Source organism: Tsukamurella paurometabola DSM 20162 (assembly GCF_000092225.1).
GTDB lineage: Bacteria > Actinomycetota > Actinomycetes > Mycobacteriales > Mycobacteriaceae > Tsukamurella > Tsukamurella paurometabola.
On sequence record NC_014158.1, the window covers coordinates 2,641,226 to 2,660,663 of the forward strand.

The window sequence follows — 19,438 nt, forward strand, 5'->3', positions numbered from 1 at the left end:
GCGCATGGGAATGAAGTGCACCTTTCTCGTCGCGTCGATGGCTGACCCGGCGACACGGTTGAAAGATCTTCCGCAACTGGATGTCGCGGCATCGGACACACTCGCGACGGAGATCCTGGGCAAGCGAACCTGGGGGCGATCGCGCCGGGCCCACCGTTCCGGGGATCTCGCCTCAGACGTCCACCTCGACGTCGACGAGATCGCGATCGGCGCGTTCGGCGACATCACGATCGTGGCTTATCAGGGGGCTTGCGAATGGATCGAGGGCAACCCGCCGGCGTGGGGGCGCGCGCTGATCGCGGAGCACGAGATCGACGTCTTCGCACTGCAGTCGACGGTGAACATGGGAGCCTTCGCCTTCTGGCGGGACGCCAGACTGACCCGGGCGTACGCGGGCGGCGACGGTGAGGTCTTCGTCGACGACGGTGCGGTGCTGCCCTTCGAGCACGAGGCGGCACCCGACGACGGTGATTTCGGCAGGGTCACCGAGTTGGCCATGCTCGATCGGCTCGGCTATTGGTACGAAGGTCCGCGACCGCCGAATGCGATCGATCCGGCCACCGTCCCCCTTCTGGTGTACCGCTGACCCCTACAGGACCAGCACTGCGATCACTGTCGCCGGCACCGCGAGCACCAGCCCTTCGGCGGCGAATCGCCGAGCGGACACGTGCACCCCGGCGCGGTCGCACCGCTGCCGCCATAGCAGGGTGGCCAACGACGCCCAGAGGGTGACGACGGGTGCCACACCCACACCGATGAGCAGGGCCATCAGCCGCAGCGGTTCGGCGGCTGCCGCGGGTTCGAGGGCGAGGTAGGCGGGCAGATTGTTGACCGCGTTGGCGGTCAGGGCTCCGACGCCGGCGAGCCGCAACAGCTCGCCTGGTTCCGTGCCCGCGCCGGCCACCCCGCGCAATACGGTCTCCAGACCCGCCGCCAGCGCGACCTGCACCGCCGCGAACACCGCCGCGAGGATCAGCACCATGCGCCAGGGCACCTCGATCGACCGCAGGCGGTCCGGCGCACGGATCGCCAGCGCCGCGAGGAGGATCGCTGCCGCGATCACCGCCGCGACGGCCGGTGGCACTCCGAGTGCGAACACCGGTCCCAGCGCGAGGCACACGCCCGCTGCGATGCGGAACAGCACGGGATCGCCGGGCGCGGTACGAGCGGGCGACTCGTATCTTCCCCGCAGCTCTCGTCGGTGCAATAACCAGAGCACCAGCACCGTGACCGCCATCGCGACGAGCGCAGGACGCCAGGACAGCGCCAGGTAGGCGCGTACCCCACCGGACAGGTGGTACACGGCGAGCAGGTTGGTGAGGTTGGACACCGGCAACAGCAGCGATGCCGTGTTCGCAAGCCACACCGTTGTCATGGCGAAAGGCAGCGGTGCAATACCGAGTCGCTTCGCCATCGCCAGCACCACCGGGGTCACGAGCACGGCCGTCGTGTCCAGGCTGAGGGTGATGGTCGCAAGGCACGCGGCAGCGACCACCCATAACCACATCAGCACGACGCGACCGCGGCCCAGCCTTGCGGCCAGCGCACCGGCCGCATCGAAGACTCCCGCGGTCTCGGCGATCTCGGCGACCACGGTGATCGCGAGCAGGAAGATCAGGACCGGCGCGACCTGCGCCACGACCTCGGTGACGTTCACGCGCCGTCGGCGACGCGCAGCGCGTCCAGCACCGTGCGCGCCGTGGTGAGCCCGATCCCGGGTACTTCGACGATCTCCTCCAGGCTCGCGGCGCGGAGCTTGGCGACCGACCCGAAATGACGGATCAAAGCGGCTTTGCGGGTATCACCGAGTCCCGGAATGGAATCGAGGGCACTACTGGTCATCCGTTTCGAACGCTTGGTGCGGTGGAAGCCGATGGCGAACCGGTGCGCCTCATCGCGCACGCGCTGCAACAGGAACAAGGCGTCGGAGCTGCGGGGCAGGATCACCGGATCGTCCTCCCCGGGCACCCACACCTCTTCGAGACGCTTGGCGAGTCCGACCACGGCCACGTCCGTGACGCCGAGGTCGTCGAGCACGGCTTGGGCGGCCGCGGCTTGTGGTGGGCCACCGTCGACCACGTACAGATTCGGCGGGTACGCAAACCGGCGGGGGCGACCGGTCTGCGGGTCGATGGCGGCTTCCGGGGCGAGGTCGCCCCCGTTGTCACTCGCGGCGAGATCTCCCCCGTTGTCACTCGCGGCGACGCCGGCTCCTGAGTCACCGGCCTCCTGGTGTGCATCCGCGCGGTGCCGAAGGAAGCGGCGCCGGGTGACCTCGGCGATCGAGGCCACGTCGTCGCTGTGACCATCGCCCGCGGCCTCCTTGATGGCGTAGTGGCGGTAGTCGGACTTCTTGGCGAGTCCGTCTTCGAAGACGACCAGCGACGCGACGACGTCGGAGCCCTGAATGTGGCTGATGTCCACACACTCGATGCGCAGCGGCGCCTCGTCGAGATCGAGAGCGCCCTGCAGGCCTTGCAGTGCAGCGGAGCGCGCGGTGAGGTCGCCGGATCGCTTCAGCTTGTGCTGGTGCAGCGCCTCGGCGGCATTGCGTTCCACCGTCTCCATCAGCGTGCGCTTGTCGCCGCGTTGCGGAATACGCAGCGAAACCCGCGATCCGCGGAGCTCGCTGAGCCAATCCTGGAGCTCGTCGGCATCGTCCGGCAGCACGGGAACGAGCACCTCGCGCGGCACCGGATTGGCGGCGGTGTCGCCCGATTGCTTGGCCCGCTCGGCCTCTTCGCCGTAGAACTGCGTGAGGAACTGCTCTACGAGCTCTGCGTGCTCGTTCTGTTCTGCGTCGCCCGGCTTCTCGACCACCCAGCCGCGCTGACCGCGGACCCGGCCGCCGCGGACATGGAAGATCTGCACCGCGGCCTCGAGCTCGTCTGCGGAGAAGGCGATGACGTCGGCGTCGGTACCGTCGCCGAGCACCACGGCCTGCTTCTCCACGGCCTTGCGGAGGGCGGATACGTCGTCACGGAGCCGGGCGGCGCGCTCGAAGTCGAGTTCCTCGGACGCAGCCAGCATGTCGTTCTCCAGCTGCTTGATCAGGTTGTCCGTCTTACCCGCGAGGAAGTCGCAGAAGTCGTCGACGATCTGCCGGTGCTCGGCGGCGGTGACCCGCCCGATGCACGGCGCCGAGCACTTGTCGATGTAGCCCAGCAGGCAGGGCCGGCCCATCTGGTTGTGTCGCTTGAACACTCCGGCCGAGCACGTACGGGCGGGGAATACCCGCAACAACAGATCGAGCGTTTCGCGGATGGCCCAGGCGTGGCTGTACGGGCCGAAGTAGCGCACGCCCTTGCGCCGCGGGCCGCGGTAGACGTACAGGCGTGGGTATTCCTCGTTGAGCGTCACGGCCAACATCGGGTAGGTCTTGTCGTCCCGATAGCGGACGTTGAACTGGGGGTCGAATTCCTTGATCCAGTTGTATTCCAGCTGGAGCGCCTCGACCTCGGTGTTGACGACGGTCCACTCCACCGAGGCAGCCGTGGTCACCATCTGATACGTGCGCGGGTGCAGGCCGTAGACATCGGCGAAGTACGAGTTGAGGCGGCTGCGCAGCGACTTGGCCTTGCCCACGTAGATCACGCGGCCATGCTTGTCCCGGAACTTGTACACACCGGGCTGGGTGGGGATCGTCCCCGGTGCGGGACGGTAACTCTGCGGGTCGGCCACCCGTCCAGCGTAGGACGGGTGGCCGACAGGTTCGGTCGCGGGCGGGGTCAGCCGACCGGGACCCAGACCGGTCCGAGCCAGAACCCCCAGTGCTTCTTGTTCGCATCCCAGATCGGCGTGCGCCACGCTCCCTGGTGGAAGACGGGCCCGGGCCGCCAGTCGGGGTTCTGCCCGTTAGCCTGGGGCTTCGCCCGTTGCGGCGCCTGGTTCGGCGCAGGCTTGGGATTCGGCTTCGCGGCGGCCCGATCGGGCTGGTGGGCGTTCGTCGTCGGGCTGCTCGGCTGGTTGGGCGCCGCCGAGGCCAGGCCCGCGCCGAGCGAGCCGGCACCGCCGATCACGGTGACGCCGAGGAGGGTGGAACCGATCATCTTCTGCATTCTGTTCATGCCTTCACCCTCGCCGCCGTTGCTGGGTGTCGGCGGCGAAGGGGCTGAGGATCGGCTGGCGGCCTCAGTCGGTGAGCACGTCGAGATCGCCGTCCGCGTGCTGCGCGCGCAGTACCTTCTTATCGAATTTGCCGACGGAGGTCTTGGGGACCTCGGCGATGAACGACCAGTTGTCCGGGATCTGCCACTTGGCGAACCTGCCGGCGAGGTGCTCACGGAGCTCGGCCACGGTCACCGTGTGTCCAGGTTGCAGGACCACCGCGACGAGGGGGCGCTCGTCCCATTTCGGGTCGGGCACACCGATGGCGACGGCCTCGAGTACGGACGGGTGCGCCATGACCTCGTTCTCGAGATCGACGGAGCTGATCCATTCGCCGCCGGATTTGATGACGTCCTTGGACCGGTCGACGAGAGTCACGTAGCCGTCGGCGGAGAGCTTGCCGATGTCGCCGGTGCGCAGCCAGCCGTTCTCGAACTTCTCCGGTCCCACGGGCTCGGCACCGTCGGGGCTGTAATAGCGGCCCGTGATCCAGGGGCCCCGGACCTGAACCTCGCCGAGCGATTCCCCGTCATTGGGAACGGGCTCGCCCAGATCGTCGACGAGGCGACCCTCGACGCCGGGAAGGAAGCGGCCCTGCGTATTCCGGTACGCCCACGCGTCGTCGCCGGTGACACCGACCGGTGGCCAGGCGATGGACGCGATCGGCGAGGTCTCGGTCATCCCCCAGGCCTGCACCATCTGCACGCCGTGCTTGTCCTGGAGCGTCTTGGCCAGACTCAGCGGGACCGCCGAACCACCACAGGCGATGTGGCGCAGGTGACTGATGTCCTGGGGGTGCGAGGCGAGATGATTGACGATCCCGATCCATACCGCCGGGACGGCGGCCGATACCGTAGGACGTTCCTCGGCGAGAAGGCGCGTCATCGGTTCGGGTTGCAGATACCGGTCCGGCAGGATCAGCGAGGCACCGGACATGAGAGCACCGAACGGCGTACCCCAGCTCATGGCGTGGAACATCGGGACGATCGGGAGCACGGTGTCGTTCGGACCGAGGCCGAGACCGTAGCTCGCGCACACCGAGGTGGAATGCAGCCAGATACTGCGATGGCTGTACATGACGCCCTTGGGATCACCGGTGGTGCCCGAGGTGTAACAGGCTGCGGCGGCCGCTCGTTCGTCGATATCGGGCCAGTCGTAGGTATCGGGCTGGGCGTCGAGCAGGTCGCGGTAGGCGTGCACCTGTACGCCCGAAGGTGCCTCGACCGCGCCGGTATCGCCGTCGACCACCACGATGTGTTTGATCGTGGTCATACCGTCGAGCGCCGCGTTGAGCTGCGGGATCAGGCTGCCGTCGGTGATGAGCACCTGGTCTTCGGCGTGGTTGGCGATGTAAGTGATCTGGTTCGGGAACAGCCGGATGTTCACGGTGTGCAGGACGGCGCCCATCGCGGGGATCGCGGCGTAGGCGGTCATGTGCTCGTTGTTGTTCCATTGGAAGGTGCCCACCCGGTCGCCCGGCTGCACGCCGAGTGCTTTCAGCGCGTTGGCAAGTCGCGCCGCCTCGCGGCCGAGCTCGCCGAAGCTCATCCGGGTGGTCTTCTCGGGTGTCCAGGTCGCGACCTCGGAGGTGTCCGCGTACCACGTGGTGGCGTGTTTGAGCAGTGTCGCGAGCGACAACTGCTCGTCTTGCATCGTGGACTGTAGGGGCAGGATCCGCTCGGCCATGCGACATGCGTACCGCATGTCCGACGGTGCGCGGTCCGGTTTCGCGGAGCTGGTGGCCGCCCGCATGTCACCAATGCGGGTCGCTCGATGCCCGGTCAGTCCGCTCGTCCTATCAGGCACCCACTGGCGACGCAGGAAACTTCGCTACTCGGCGCCGCTCGAAAGCCGATGTACGTTGCTTGTTTCGCGTCCCCTTGGGCAGGATCAGCTTCTGACCACGGAAGGACCAGTACTCGGTTCCTTCGAGCGACGAATCCACGACCACACGCAGGTCGGCGTCGATACCCAACAGCGCGGCATCGAACAATCGATGAATGTCTGCGCGCATGAGCACACCGTTCCACGAGTCGTTGATATTGAGGTCGCGAACTTCGACGAGGTGCGCGGCTTCCACGGCGGCTTCGACTGCGCATCCGCTCACGACGCATCTCCCACTGAATTCCTTGATGAGATCCTCTCTCAGGCGTCCCTGTCCACTTCTATCAATCCGCTTCACAAGCACGTATCTCTGTTCAGCGGCGGCGTCCTCGATAGACCAACCGCTCTGAGGAAGGTTCACGTCGACGTGTTCCGTCGCAGCGAAACATCTGCGGAGGTACTGCTCGCCCTCTGCTGTCGCCGCCGGGAAAGCCTGATGGAAGTACGAGGTCTGGGTAGCGCCAAACCCCAGCGCGACCAAGAGGTCCGCCGCCGTGGGGCGCTCCAAGGGACTCAACGAATACGGCTCGAAGTCGAACCTGGCCTGGTACTCCTGGTTACCCGCCCACTGAGGCTGGACGTCCGCTAACCGAGTGCCGTCTGCTCGGACGATCGGGCGAGAATCCGAAGTCGCAAACCCGGCTCCGATGAGCGACCCACCCTGTGTGAGCCAGAAGTAGACCTCATCTCCCTGCTTGATTTCCTTGGAAACCGTAAGGTCCCAATACCCCTTCTCGACTCCGTAAGCCAGGTTGTCCGGATATTTTGACGATACTGGAACAATCCACGCCGTCATCGCCCATGCGCCTTCCCAGGTTCGCATCGGGTAGAGGCGTGTCCTGTACGGAAGCCTGTCGGGCCGAGCTCGTGCTATTCGGTAGTTACATCGGTTGCACGAAGCGCGTGAGCGCCTCGCGAGTCTCTTCATCGGTGGAGTAGAGAACGGTTCCAGACATCCCGCGGGTGAGCAGAACCTTGTACGTATTGCGGATCAAGAGATCGAACCGCGGATCCGAGAGACCCTTCTTCGACTTCAGGCTCGGATCCTTGTTCTGATCACGCTGGACAACGAATCGCCCATCACGCCAAACGAAGTCGGGGCCTAGGATTACGCCGCTGTAGTCGTACTCGAATCCCTGCGCGGTGTATACACACCCCACCTGCCCGAATCCGCCGTCGTCGGTCGCCCAGAGCTGCGAGGGCGGCGCGTCACCGATGCGGCGATCGGATTTGGAGTTCCACGGGCGGGCCCAGTCACCGATCTCGACGTCTGGGACCAGAGTCTTCTCGGGTGTCGGGTCGCTCCACGACCAGCAGTAGCCTGCTGTCATCCGGGCTGAGTAGCCCTCCGCGCGTTTGTCGTCGAGCATTCGTTCGAGATCCCATGGCGTCTCGGCAACCCGGACGTCGAAGCCTTCGTCTCCGGTCCACGTCCACGCCTTCTTCTCTGACAGACCCACCAGGTCGAGGACCCACTCGACGTACCGCTCGCTTCCGCCGCAACGGAACTGGTCATCCAAGTGGATATGTATCGTCTCGAGTCCGAGCGATGCGGCGTAGGCACGGATCTGTGGAAGAGAACCCAACTCCCCAGGGCGGACCACCTGGTGCTCGTCCAAGAGGAACAGCGGAACCCGCGCGGCGGCGATCAGCTCATCGACTTGGGGTCTGCCAGTCCTGTTCATCGCTTTGGTGAACCGGTTCGCAGAAGTCTCCCGGATCCTGTGCGCCTCGTCGAGAATCAGCACGTCGAGGCCGTTCCGCTCTGCAGCGACGAACTGATTGAAGTACTTGAACATCGCCTTGACACGCGGCGCGCGTTCACCCGCCACCTGCCGCAGGGTCGTAGTGAAGGAACGAGATCCCGTGGCGTGCAGTACCGTCCGCCCTTGCCGAGCGAGGTCACCGAGCAAAGCGAGAGCGATTGCGCTCTTGCCACTACCGGGGCCACCGGTCACGACTATCACTCGCTTCGTATCAGCTGCGCGCGCTCGTTCCACATCGTGCAGCACCAAGTCAACAGCGAGCTTCTGATTCCCCAGCAGGTGAAAGACCTGGCGCTCGCGTACCTCTTCCGCCGCGACTGCCAGGAGCTGCTGTGACGGCGCCGCCGGGGAGTTCAACAACGCATCGGCCGCTGGCCCTGGGTGAGCATCCGGGGCGAGCCGAGTGCGCAGAAAGTCAAGCAGCCGGTCCGTCTCGGCACCGGTGAACATTCGGCCCGCATTCGTCACCGGGAAGTCGATCAGGTCCTCGATCGCACCCCGCTGTGTCACATTGTGCAGATACGCGACACCCGCCAGCGGATCCTCCTGGTCGCGAAGCGAGCGCGCGAAGTCACCGATGTACTGGCAGTAGCCGGCCACCTGTGCGACCGGGTGCAAAACCGGACCGCCCAGGTGCGGCACGCTCACCATTCGAATGTCACCCTCAAACGCGGTAGCGGACGACCACTGCTTCAACTCGACCACGACATAGGACGGTTCGCCGGTGTGCGGATGGATGCCTGCGAGCACGACGTCAGCGCGGCGGGATGAGAGGGGAAGCTTGTACTCGATGAGCATCTCGACGCCACCGAGTCCGCCCTGCCGGAGGTCTGCGGCCAGCTTGGGCAGGCTATTCGACCAGGAACGCTGCTCCGCCTCGGCGACTGTCACTCCACGTTCGAACAACATGCGCTCCAGCAAGCTCTCCACGAGTGACTGCGAGGTGTACTCCTCCAACAGTCGGTTCGCGGTGACCCGCAGCAACGTCACGCAACATCCCCCTGAACAGCACGAATAATCGTGCGGAGGGGATCTGCCCTGAGCGAGAGTTCCGTCGAACCGCTGACCAGACGATACCGAACGGGCCGACCATTGAGCCGACCCCCTGGGACCGCGCCCCGGTACATTCGCAGTAGAGACCAGAGGGGATTGCGATGGCGGAGACCGTTCCCAAAGATATCGCCGTCCGCGTCACGTCGGCGGCGGACGCGGTGGTGGTCGGACGCGAGATGGCACAGGTCGCCGCGCGCGATGCCTCGGCGTACTTGGAGGGCATCCGCCCGGCCGCCATCGACGACGCCTACCGCCGCTATACCGCGAGCAACAACCCGGCATACCTCGCGTCGCTCCGTCCCACCGCCACGCCGTGGGGATTCCCCGCCGGGATGTGGGTCGCGCTGGGAGTCGCGCTGTTCATCATGGGAACGGCGATCGGTTCCATGGAGTTCGGCTTCCTACTGCTCCTGCTCACCGGCGGCGGGCTCGGTGGCCTGCGCATCTGGCAGAGCGTGCAACACAAGAAGACCTTCGCGGCTACGGAGCAGGCACGGCTCGCGGCGAACCCGTGGCCCTTCCAGGCCGACCGCACCCCCGCCTACAACCCCGAGGCCGAACCGGGGAACACGCGCGTGGAGACCCGCCTCCTCGGGCTCGCCGTCCTCATCAGCGAGGAGATCCGCCGCTCCCCCGCGTGGAACAACCCGATCCTCGACCAGCACCGCGTGCGCATCAATCTCGACGCGACGCTGCACGACATCAGCCACCGTGCCTACCGCGTATGGAAGCTGCGCACCGACACTCCGCGACCGTCGGGCGAATCGACCGTCACCCCGGTCCTCGCCGAACACCTCGACGAATACGCCACCGCCGCTCGCATGGCAGAGAACGCGCTCCGCGACCACGTCGCCGCCCTCGCTGAGTACCTGGGCGAGCTACGCCCCGTCGAGCGCCTTCTGCACGACCTACAGTTGCTCGACCGGACCAACACCAGCGCGCACCGCGAACTGCTCGACCAGCTCTACCGCGATGCCATCGGCAACGAAGCCGATGCCCGCCGGTACCAGCAGCACGCGGACGAACTGCGCGACCTCCAAGCCAGCCTCGACACCCAGTTCCACTTCCTGCGCGAACAGGTCTCCCGCACCAACCTGCTGCGCTGAGCACACGGCGGCGGTCGGTTCATGATTTCATCGACCGATGACCACAACCCCCGGTTACAAACCTGACACCAGGTTCTTCGGACACCCCTGGCCCCTGGTGAACCTGTTCGGCGTCGAGATGTGGGAGCGCTTCTCCTTCTACGGGATGCAAGCGATCCTCGCCTACTACCTGTACTACTCCGCCTCCGACGGCGGCCTCGGCTACGACCAGAGCGTCGCGCTCGGCATCGTCGGCGCCTACAGCGGCTTCGTCTATCTCTCCACCATCGCCGGCGGCTGGGTCTCCGACCGCTTGCTGGGCGCGGAACGCACCCTGTTCTACTCCGCGATCCTGGTGATGGCCGGACACATCGCGCTCGCGGTGCTCCCGGGCGCGAGCGGCGTGATCGTCGGCCTGGTCTGCGTGGCGATCGGCTCGGGCGGCGTGAAGGGCAATGCCACCAAGGTGGTCGGCGATCTGTACCCGCCGGGCGACACCCGCCGCGATGCCGGCTTCTCGCTGTTCTACATGGGCATCAATCTGGGCGCCTTCGTGGGCCCCTTGCTCACCGGCTACCTGCAGGATTCGGCTGGCTTCCATTGGGGCTTCGGATTGGCCGCGGTGGGTATGGCGCTGGGCCTGACTCAGTACGCGCTCACCCGAAAGATGCTACCCCGGATCAGCCAGATCGTGCCGAACCCGGCATCGCCCAAAGAGATCCAGACCGTGGCAATCGGCCTCGCGGTGGCCCTGGCCGTCGTGGCCGTGTTGATCGGGACCGGGATCATCACGCCGGGCAACCTCGTCGATGCGGTGATCATCGCCGTGATCGCGATGTCGATCGCCTACTTCGCCTTCCTGCTCAGCAGCAAGCGGGTCACCGGCGAGGAGCGCAACGGCATCCTCGCCTTCATCCCGCTGTTCCTATCGCAGGTCGCGTTCTGGGCCCTGTTCCAACAGTTGTTCTCGTTCGTCGCGGTGTACGCCGACGACCGCCTGAACCGCAATCTGCTGGGCTGGGAGTTCCCCGCGTCGTGGGTGCAGTCGGTCGACCCGGTGTACGTGCTGATCTTCGCGCCGATCTTCGCGGCGATGTGGACCAAGCTCGGCCCGCGCCAGCCGAGCACCCCGATCAAGTTCGCGATCGGCACCGCCGGGATCGGCGTGGCCTTCCTCGCCTTCCTGCTGATGCCGCCCGGCGCGAACACCGCGCCGCTGATCGGCCTGCTGGGCATCATGCTCATCTTCGCCCTCGCCGAACTGTGCATCTCGCCGGTGGGCCTGAGCGTGTCGACGAAGCTGGCGCCGCGCGCCTTCCCGTCGCAGATGGTGGCGTTGAACTTCCTGTCGATCAGTCTCGGTTCCGCCCTCGCCGGCCGGCTCGCCACGTTCTACGATCAGAGCAACGAGGCACCGTACTTCATCGTCCTCGGCGGTGTCGCGATCGGCGTGGGACTGGCCGTCGCCCTGCTCACCCCGATGATCAAGCGCCTCGCCCCCGCGGTCGCCTAACGACGGCCCGACGGTGCCGTCGGGCGCCTGAGAACTCGCCGATTCGCCCGGATCCACCTCGTCCGGGCGGGTACGTTCGGGGCAGGTGACCTGAACGAGGCGAGGAGCACAGGTGGCGTCGGACGAATACGACTACATCGTGGTGGGGGCGGGCAGCGCGGGAGCCGTCGTGGCCGCGCGGCTCACCGAAGATCCCGGTACGAGCGTGCTACTCCTGGAAGCGGGCGGCGAGGCCGACGCCGACGAGATCCAGATCCCACTGGCCTTCGCCTCGCTGTTCAAGACCAAGTGGGATTGGAACTACACCACCACCCCCCAGAAACACCTCGACGATCGCACCACCTACTGGCCGCGGATGAAGGCGCTGGGCGGCTGTTCGTCGATGAACGCGATGATCTACATCCGCGGCAACCACAGCGACTACAACGCGTGGGCGAACGACTTCGGTGCCGACGGATGGTCGTACGACGAGGTGCTCCCCTACTTCACGAAGGCCGAGGGCAACACCAGCCTGGGCGATCGGTACCACGGCACCAGCGGCCCGCTCAACGTCGAGGACCGGGTCTACACCCACCCCCTGGTGGACGCATGGGTCGACAGCGCGGTGTCCTTCGGCTTGGCCCGCAACGGCGACTTCAACGGCGCCACCCAGGACGGCGCCGGCCGCTACCAGGTGACGTGCAAGGGAGGACGGCGCTGGTCTACGGACAAGGCATACATCGAACCCGCACGCAGCCGCCCGAATCTCACGGTGGCACTCGGCGCCACGGCCCGGCACATCGACTTCGACGGCGATCGCGCCTGCGGGATCACCTTCGCGCAGGGCGGTTCCGAGCACTCCGCGCGAGCGCGCAAGGAGGTGATCCTGTCCGGTGGCACGGTGAATTCACCGCAGCTGCTGATGCTCTCGGGTATCGGCCCCGCCGAACACCTGGCCGAGCACGGGATCGACGTGCGGGTGGCACTGCCCGGGGTGGGAGAGAACCTGCATGACCATCCGATCGTGCCGGTGATCTTCGATACTCACGGCAGCACCGATCTGATGGAAGCGCAGAACCTGAAGAACCTGCTGCGCTGGAAGATCCGGGGCACGGGGCCGCTCGCCTCCAATGCGGGGGAGGCCGGCGGGTTCTTTCGCTCGCGCGAGGATCTCGATCTGCCCGATCTTCAGTACCACGTCATGGCCTCGGGCTTCTACGACAACATGCTGCACGAGCCCACCGCTCGCGGCCTCGTGTGCGGCCCCACGCTGGTGAACGTAGCCAGCCGCGGCCGACTCCGACTGCGTTCGGCGAACCCGGACTGGCATCCGTCCTTGGAGCCCAACTACTTCGAGGCGCCGGAGGATCTGGAGGCGATGCTCGTGGGCACTCGTGCAGCGTTCGAGCTGTGCCAGCAAGGTCCGCTCGCGCGGTATCTCGGCAAGCCCTGGCACCTTCCCGAGAAGCCGACCGAGGACGACTACCTGGCACACATCCGGCAGTACGCGCAAACGCTGTTCCACCCGGTGGGCACCTGTGCCATGGGGTCCGGAGAGGGTGCCGTGGTCGATTCTCAGCTCCGGGTCCGCGGCACCGAGGGTCTGCGGGTGGTCGACGCCTCGGTGATGCCGATGATCACCCGCGGAAACACCAACGCTCCCACCATCATGATCGCCGAGAAGGCGGCCGACGAGATCAGGAGGTCAGCATGACCGCAGCAGAGACCAAGACGTTCGATTCACTGAACCCGCGCACGGGCGATGTCGTCGCCAGCTACCCGATCCACTCGGCTGACCACGTCCACGCCGTGGTCGCCCGAGCCCGCGAACAGGCCGACTGGTGGCAGGAACTCGGCTTCGAGGGGCGCAAGCACCAACTGAACAAATGGAAGGGCGTCATCACCCGCCGGATCAACCAGTTGGCGCAGATCGTCCACGACGAGACCGGCAAACCCCACGGCGATGCCCTGCTCGAAGCCGCGCTCGGCATCGACCACCTCGGCTACGCCGCTTCGCACGCGAAGAAGGTACTCGGTCCCAAGCGGGTCTCGTCGGGCCTGGTCATGGCGAATCAGGCGGCGACGGTGCGCTATCACCCGCTCGGCGTGGTCGGCGTGATCGGACCGTGGAACTACCCCGTCTTCACCCCCATGGGCTCGATCGCCTACGCCTTGGCCGCGGGTAATGCCGTCGTCTTCAAGCCGTCCGAGTACACGCCCGGTGTGGGGGTCTGGCTCGCCCGCACCTTCGAGGAGGCCGTGGGCCGCCCGGTTTTGCAGACGGTGACGGGCTTCGGCGAGACCGGCAACGCGCTGTGCACCTCCGGCGTGGGCAAGCTCGCCTTCACCGGGTCGACCAATACCGGCAAGAAGGTCATGGCCGCGTGCGCCGAGACATTGACGCCGGTGGTGATCGAGGCCGGCGGCAAGGACGCCTTCCTGGTGGACCGGGACGCCGATCTCGAGGCCGCTGCCGACGCCGCCGCGTGGGGCGCCTTCGCCAACGCCGGTCAGACCTGCGTCGGCGTCGAGCGGGTCTACGTGCACAAGGACGTCTACGACCCGTTCCTGGACAAGCTCGTCGCGAAGGCCCGCGAGGTCACCGCGAACGCTTCGGACGATTCCAAGATCGGCCCGATCACCATGCCCAGCCAGCTACCGATCATCAAGTCGCACATCGACGACGCCCTCGCCCGCGGCGGGCGAGCGCTGGTCGGCGGTGCCGATGCGGTCGGCGAGCGGTTCGTCCAGCCGACGGTGCTCGTCGACGTCCCGGAGGATTCGATCGCGGTCACCGAGGAGACCTTCGGCCCCACCGTGACGGTCGCGAAGGTGGAGTCGATGGACGAGGCGGTGGAGAAGGCGAACGCCACCCGCTACGGCCTGGCGGCGACGGTCTTCTCGAAGGCCCGCGGAATGGAGCTCGCCGACAAGATCCGGTCGGGTATGGCCTCGGTGAACGGCATCATCACCTTCGCGGGTGTGCCGAACCTGCCGTTCGGCGGCGTGGGCGACTCCGGCTTCGGCCGCATCCACGGCGCGGACGGGCTCCGCGAATTCAGCTACGCCAAGGGCATCGCGCGCAAGCGGTTCACTCCGCTGCTCAACCTCACCAGCTTCGCGCGCACCAAGGCGCAGGAGGGACAGCTCGCGCAGATCGTCACGCTGCTGCACGGTCGGCAGGGCACGATCGAGAAGTAGGTCAGCGCCCTGTGTAGATGTCGACGAGTTCGCGGGCGCGGGCGCTGGCCTGCACCGCGTACTCCCCGTCGCGCGCCTGGATGGCCCAGATCGCGACGAACTCGTCCTGCGGCAGATCGAGGCGAGCGAATGCCGAGCCGTCGGGGAAGCTGATTCCTCGCACGAGATCCCACGGGTAGGTGTTCTCGTTCAACAGGTTGCGCACGGATACTCCGTCGGGCCCGATGCGGAGCCGGGGACGGGTGAACAGCAGCGCGCCGCCCGCGAGGATCAGGCCGATCAGGGCCATGCCGACCTTGTCGTCGGGCCGGAACAGGGGCCCGGTATCGCCGCCCGTGGTCAGCAGGAATCCGACGGTGCCGTGCCCCACGATCAGCACGATCGCGATCGTCCAGGCGTACACCTTGATCTTGCGCGGGCGGGCCTCGAACGTGGGCTGCGTGGTGGCGTCGGTCATCACGCGTCCGATTCTACGGAACCGCTACACCGACCTCAGCCTGCGCAGGGTGAGGGCGGTGTCGAGGGCCGCGGAGGCGGCCTGCTCGCCCTTGTCCTCGGCGGAGCCCGGAAGACCGGCCCGGTCGAGGGCCTCGGCCTCGGTGTTCGTGGTGAGCACGCCGTTGCCGACGGGGATGCCGGCGTCGAGGGAGACCCGGAGCAGGCCCGCGGTGAGCGCATCGCAGACGTACTCGAAATGCGGTGTACCGCCGCGGATCACTACGCCGAGCGCGACCACGGCGTCATGCGTCTTGGTCAGCTCCTGCGCCACGACCGGCAGTTCCACCGCGCCTGCGACGCGCTCGACGGTGATGTGCCGCACGCCCGCGGCCTCGGCGGTGCGGCGGGCACCGGCCAGCAGCGCCTCACACACCGTGTCGTGCCACCGGGAGGCGACGATCGCCAGCTTCAGGTCGCCCGCACCGTCCAGGGTGATGTCGGGGATGCCGGTCCCGCTCATGCGGTTCCTCCCTGGTCGAAGTGGTCGAGGTCGCGCATATCGTGCCCCATCCTGTCGCGCTTGGTGCGCAGGTAGTGGATGTTCTCGGCGTTCGCGCGCAGCGGCATGGGGACACGTTCGGTGATCTGCAAGCCGTAGCCGTCCAGACCGACCCGCTTGGCCGGGTTGTTGGTGAGCAGGCGCATCGACGTGATGCCGAGGTCCACCAGGATCTGCGCGCCGAGACCGTAGTCGCGAGCGTCGGCCGGCAGACCGAGCTGGAGATTCGCGTCGACGGTGTCGGCGCCACCGTCCTGGAGCTGGTACGCCTGCAGCTTGTGCATCAGACCGATGCCCCGGCCCTCGTGACCGCGCATGTACAGCACCACGCCGCGGCCCTCCTGGGCCACCATCTCCATGGCCGCGTCCAACTGCGGGCCGCAATCGCAGCGCAGCGAGCCGAAGACATCGCCGGTGAGGCATTCACTGTGCACACGGACCAGGACGTCGGCGCCGCCGTCGGCGGTGATGTCGCCCTTGACCAGCGCGACGTGCTCGACATCGTCGTGGATCGAGGTGTAGCCCACGGCCTGGAAATCGCCGTGCGCCGTCGGGATGCGGGCGGATGCCACCTGGACGACGTGCTTCTCGTGCTTGCGCCGCCAGGCGATCAAGTCGGCGATGGAGATCAGCGCGAGGTCGTGGTCGTCGGCGAACACGCGCAGCTCGTCGGTCTGCGCCATCCCCCCGGGGTCCTTCTCGGAGACGATCTCGCAGATCACGCCGGCGGGCGCGAGGCCCGCCATGGTCGCGAGGTCGACCGCGGCCTCGGTGTGACCGGGGCGGCGCAGCACACCACCCTCCTTGGCGCGCAACGGCACCACGTGACCGGGACGGGTGAAGTCGTCGACCGTCGAGTCCGGATCGGCCAACTTGAGCATGGTGGTGGCCCGATCGGCGGCCGAGATACCGGTACCCACACCGGCCTTCGCGTCCACCGTCACGGTGTACGCGGTGCCGTGCTTGTCCTGGTTGGTGGCGTACATCGGAGGCAAGCCGAGCTTGTCGCATGTGGCACCGTCGAGCGGCACGCACAGGTAGCCCGAGGTGTAGCGGACCATGAAGGCCACCAACTCGGGCGTCGCCTTCTCGGCGGCGAAGATGAGGTCACCCTCGTTCTCGCGGTCTTCGTCGTCGACCACCACGACGGCCTTGCCGGCGGCGATGTCCTCGATGGCGCGCTCGATGGAATCGAACCTGGTCATGGCTACTTCTCCTCCTTGAGCGTCACGAGACGCTCGACGTACTTCGCGACGATGTCCACTTCGAGGTTGACGATGGTGCCCGGTTCGGCCCCGCCCAGGTTGGTCAATTCCAGCGTGGTGGGGATCAACGAGACCTCGAACCAGTGCTGCGCGTCGTCGCCGGGGACGCCGCGACCGAGCGCGGAGACGGTGAGGGAGACGCCGTCGATCGTGATGGATCCCTTTTCGACAACGTAGCGGGCGAGTGCGGTGGGCAGGGCCAGGCGTACCACGGTCCAGTGCTCGGACGGGCTGAGACTGATCACATGGCCCGTGCCGTCCACGTGGCCCTGCACGATATGGCCGCCGAGCCGGGAATTCACAGCCGCGGCCCGTTCGAGGTTCACACGATCGCCCGGGCCGAGTTTGCTCAGCGAGCTGCGGCGGAGGGACTCCTCCATGACGTCCGCGGTGAACGCGCCGCCCTCGACCGTGACGACCGTCAGGCACACACCGTTGACCGCGATGGAGTCGCCGTGCTTGGCATCGGAGGTGACCAGGTCGCCACGAACGGTGAATCGGGCCGCATCGGGGAGGTCGTCGCGGGCTGTGATCACGCCCAGTTCTTCGACGATGCCGGTGAACATCTGCCGCTCCTGCCGGTTCGGCTCAGGGCGACACCACGCACGCGGGACGGCCCGCGTCGTTCTCTTTCATCCGGACTATGACCGTCGGCTCCGGAGTCACACCGGAATCTGCTGACCCCCGCCTCGCGGTGGGGCGCTCGCGGGCTCGAACACCGGGATCGCCCGGAGTCCATCACCGCCGGTGGGGAATCGCACCCCGCCCTGAGAACTTCCGCTTCCGAAGGTAGCACTCGTTCGGCGCGGCCCCAAGTGTTGGGTTCAGCACGCGCGAAAGGGAAGCGTTCCAGGTCAGCGCAGCAGCGTGAGCAGGACGTCGTCGCCGAGCCGCTCCACGGAGTCCAACCGCATGCGGAGTGCATCGCCCAGTGTGCCGATGCCGGGCACCGAGAGGGCGGCGAGACCGGCTCCCAACAACACCGGCGCGATGTACGCCTGCACCCGGTCGACGAGCCCCGCGGCGAGGAACGCGCCGATCACGGTGGAGCCGCCTTCGACCTGTACGTGGACCGCGTCTGCGGCGGCGGCGAGCGCGGCGCGCGGATCGTGGCCGTGCACCCGGACAACCTTGCCGGGTGCGGCGAAGATCTTTGCGCCGGAGGAAACTTCGCGATCGCCGATCACGATGCGATTCGGCTGATGCCGATACAGCGAGCCGTCGGGACGGCGTGCTGTGAGCGCGGGATCGTCGACTGCGACGGTGCCGGTGCCCACGATGATCGCGTCGAGCTGCGCCCGCTCGGCGTGCACGCGAGCCCGGGCGGCGGGCCCGGTGATCCACTGACTCGTGCCGTCGGGCGCGGCGATCCTGCCGTCCACGGTGGCGGCGAGCTTCACGGTGACCATCGGTCTCCCGTGGCGCTGGCGGAACAGCCATTCGGTCAACGGCCAGGGTTCGACGCCGAGATGGGTCACATCGAGCCCGGCGGAGCGCAGAGTGGCCGCTCCCCCGGCGGCCACCGGGTTCGGGTCGGCCGCGGCATAGGCGACACGGGCGATCCCGGCGGCGATCAGCGCCTGCGTACAGGGGCCGGTGCGACCGGTGTGATCGCACGGTTCGAGGGTGACCACCGCGGTGCCACCGCGTGCGGCATCGCCGGCCTCGGCGAGCGCGACCACCTCGGCGTGCGGCCCGCCGGCCGGTGCGGTGCGTCCCCGTCCGGCGACGGTGCCGTCGGCGGCCAGGATGACGGCACCGACCGGCGGATTGGGCGTGCTCACGCCGCGTGCTGCCACCGATTCCTCGATGGCGAGTGTCAGCGCGGCATCGATGTCCACCGGCCGCGTCACACCCGGGGCGTCGCGGCGGCCTGGGCGCGCAGCTTGCGTACGGCCTCGGCCGGGTCGGCGGCGTTGTACACAGCGGATCCGGCCACGAAGCAGTCGACGCCGGCGGCGGCGGCCTGCTCGATTGTGTCGGCGTTGATACCTCCGTCGATCTCGACGAGCAGTTTCAGCTCGTCCGAGTCGACCAGCTTGCGCGCGGCACGGGCCTTATCGAGAACGTCGGCGATGAAGGACTGACCACCGAAGCCGGGCTCGACGCTCATCACCAGCAGTGTGTCGAAGCTCTTGAGGACCTCGATGTAGGGCTCGAAGGCGGTGCCGGGCTTGATCGCGAGGCCCGCCTTGCCGCCCGCGGCGCGAATGTCCTTGGCGACGGCGACCGGGTCGTCGGTCGCCTCGGCGTGGAAGGTCACGTTGTGGGCCCCGGCCTCGGCGTAGGGCGGCGCCCAGCGGCCGGGCTCGTCGATCATCAGGTGACAGTCGAGCGGGATGGTCGTCGCCGTGAGCAGGCTCTGCACCACCGGCAGACCGAGCGTGAGATTGGGCACGAAGTGGTTGTCCATGACGTCCACGTGCACCCAGTCGGCGCCCTCGGGGCCGCCGACGGCGTCGATCTCGGCACCGAGGCGGGCGAAGTCGGCGGACAGGATGGACGGCGCGATCATCGGCGAAGACATGCGTCGCATTCTATTGCTCGACGATGCGCCGCCCGCCGCCCGTCCGACGCGCGGGTCGGGC

Annotated in this window: 17 protein-coding genes and 1 riboswitch; of the genes, 5 read left to right on the top strand and 12 right to left on the bottom strand. The window is 67.3% G+C overall.

Annotated elements, in window-relative coordinates:
- Positions 1-4 precede the first annotated feature (4 nt).
- A complete protein-coding gene (locus tag TPAU_RS12745) occupies positions 5-586 on the top strand; it encodes a DUF6928 family protein (protein ID WP_013127170.1) in 582 nt (193 codons plus the stop codon).
- 3 nt (positions 587-589) lie between these two features.
- Here TPAU_RS12745 and TPAU_RS12750 read toward each other — a convergent pair whose 3' ends face one another.
- The 6 genes from TPAU_RS12750 to TPAU_RS12775 form a co-directional block, all read right to left on the bottom strand.
- Positions 590-1,657: an SLC13 family permease gene (locus tag TPAU_RS12750; protein ID WP_013127171.1), complete on the bottom strand. Its 1,068-nt coding sequence runs from the start codon at positions 1,655-1,657 to the stop codon at positions 590-592.
- Positions 1,654-3,681, bottom strand: coding sequence for an excinuclease ABC subunit UvrC (gene uvrC / locus TPAU_RS12755; RefSeq protein WP_013127172.1), 2,028 nt, complete (start codon positions 3,679-3,681; stop codon positions 1,654-1,656). The genes TPAU_RS12750 and uvrC overlap by 4 nt, the downstream gene beginning before the upstream one ends.
- 47 nt (positions 3,682-3,728) lie before the next feature.
- A complete protein-coding gene (locus TPAU_RS12760) occupies positions 3,729-4,067 on the bottom strand; it encodes a hypothetical protein (protein ID WP_013127173.1) in 339 nt (112 codons plus the stop codon).
- 64 nt (positions 4,068-4,131) lie between these two features.
- Complete coding sequence (locus TPAU_RS12765) at positions 4,132-5,793, bottom strand: fatty acid--CoA ligase (RefSeq protein ID WP_041945031.1); 1,662 nt, start codon at positions 5,791-5,793, stop codon at positions 4,132-4,134.
- 112 nt (positions 5,794-5,905) lie between these two features.
- Positions 5,906-6,787, bottom strand: coding sequence for an HNH endonuclease signature motif containing protein (locus tag TPAU_RS21935; protein ID WP_013127175.1), 882 nt, complete (start codon positions 6,785-6,787; stop codon positions 5,906-5,908).
- A gap of 85 nt (positions 6,788-6,872) precedes the next feature.
- Positions 6,873-8,747, bottom strand: coding sequence for a DUF2075 domain-containing protein (locus TPAU_RS12775; protein WP_013127176.1), 1,875 nt, complete (start codon positions 8,745-8,747; stop codon positions 6,873-6,875).
- Between the two features lie 164 nt (positions 8,748-8,911).
- On the opposite strand from TPAU_RS12775, the gene TPAU_RS12780 reads away from it, so the two are divergent.
- From TPAU_RS12780 to TPAU_RS12795, 4 genes are all read left to right on the top strand, one after another.
- A complete protein-coding gene (locus TPAU_RS12780) occupies positions 8,912-9,916 on the top strand; it encodes a hypothetical protein (protein WP_013127177.1) in 1,005 nt (334 codons plus the stop codon).
- Positions 9,917-9,953: 37 nt separating this feature from the next.
- Positions 9,954-11,408 (top strand): peptide MFS transporter, encoded by a 1,455-nt coding sequence (locus TPAU_RS12785; RefSeq protein ID WP_013127178.1) that lies wholly within the window; start codon positions 9,954-9,956, stop codon positions 11,406-11,408.
- A 112-nt stretch (positions 11,409-11,520) separates the two neighbouring features.
- The gene (locus TPAU_RS12790) at positions 11,521-13,101 is read left to right on the top strand and encodes a GMC family oxidoreductase (protein ID WP_013127179.1); all 1,581 of its coding nucleotides are present in this window, start codon (positions 11,521-11,523) and stop codon (positions 13,099-13,101) included.
- The gene (locus tag TPAU_RS12795) at positions 13,098-14,588 is read left to right on the top strand and encodes an aldehyde dehydrogenase family protein (protein ID WP_013127180.1); all 1,491 of its coding nucleotides are present in this window, start codon (positions 13,098-13,100) and stop codon (positions 14,586-14,588) included. Before TPAU_RS12790 ends, TPAU_RS12795 begins: the two co-directional genes overlap by 4 nt.
- A 1-nt stretch (position 14,589) precedes the next feature.
- Here TPAU_RS12795 and TPAU_RS12800 read toward each other — a convergent pair whose 3' ends face one another.
- The 6 genes from TPAU_RS12800 to rpe all read right to left on the bottom strand — a co-directional run bounded on the left by TPAU_RS12800 (position 14,590) and on the right by rpe (position 19,377).
- Entirely contained in the window at positions 14,590-15,045 is a 456-nt protein-coding gene (locus TPAU_RS12800; RefSeq protein WP_013127181.1) for a PH domain-containing protein, read from the bottom strand.
- Between the two features lie 24 nt (positions 15,046-15,069).
- Positions 15,070-15,546 carry a 6,7-dimethyl-8-ribityllumazine synthase gene (ribH, locus tag TPAU_RS12805; protein ID WP_013127182.1) on the bottom strand — a complete coding sequence of 159 codons (477 nt, stop codon included), beginning with the start codon at positions 15,544-15,546 and terminating at the stop codon, positions 15,070-15,072.
- Positions 15,543-16,790: a bifunctional 3,4-dihydroxy-2-butanone-4-phosphate synthase/GTP cyclohydrolase II gene (locus TPAU_RS12810; RefSeq protein WP_013127183.1), complete on the bottom strand. Its 1,248-nt coding sequence runs from the start codon at positions 16,788-16,790 to the stop codon at positions 15,543-15,545. Before TPAU_RS12810 ends, ribH begins: the two co-directional genes overlap by 4 nt.
- 2 nt (positions 16,791-16,792) lie before the next feature.
- Positions 16,793-17,416 (bottom strand): riboflavin synthase, encoded by a 624-nt coding sequence (locus TPAU_RS12815; protein WP_013127184.1) that lies wholly within the window; start codon positions 17,414-17,416, stop codon positions 16,793-16,795.
- A gap of 54 nt (positions 17,417-17,470) precedes the next feature.
- Positions 17,471-17,629: riboswitch (FMN riboswitch) on the bottom strand.
- Between the two features lie 75 nt (positions 17,630-17,704).
- A complete protein-coding gene (gene ribD / locus TPAU_RS12820; protein WP_013127185.1) occupies positions 17,705-18,703 on the bottom strand; it encodes a bifunctional diaminohydroxyphosphoribosylaminopyrimidine deaminase/5-amino-6-(5-phosphoribosylamino)uracil reductase RibD in 999 nt (332 codons plus the stop codon).
- Positions 18,700-19,377, bottom strand: coding sequence for a ribulose-phosphate 3-epimerase (gene rpe / locus TPAU_RS12825; RefSeq protein WP_041944422.1), 678 nt, complete (start codon positions 19,375-19,377; stop codon positions 18,700-18,702). The genes ribD and rpe overlap by 4 nt, the downstream gene beginning before the upstream one ends.
- Between the last annotated feature and the right edge of the window lie 61 nt (positions 19,378-19,438).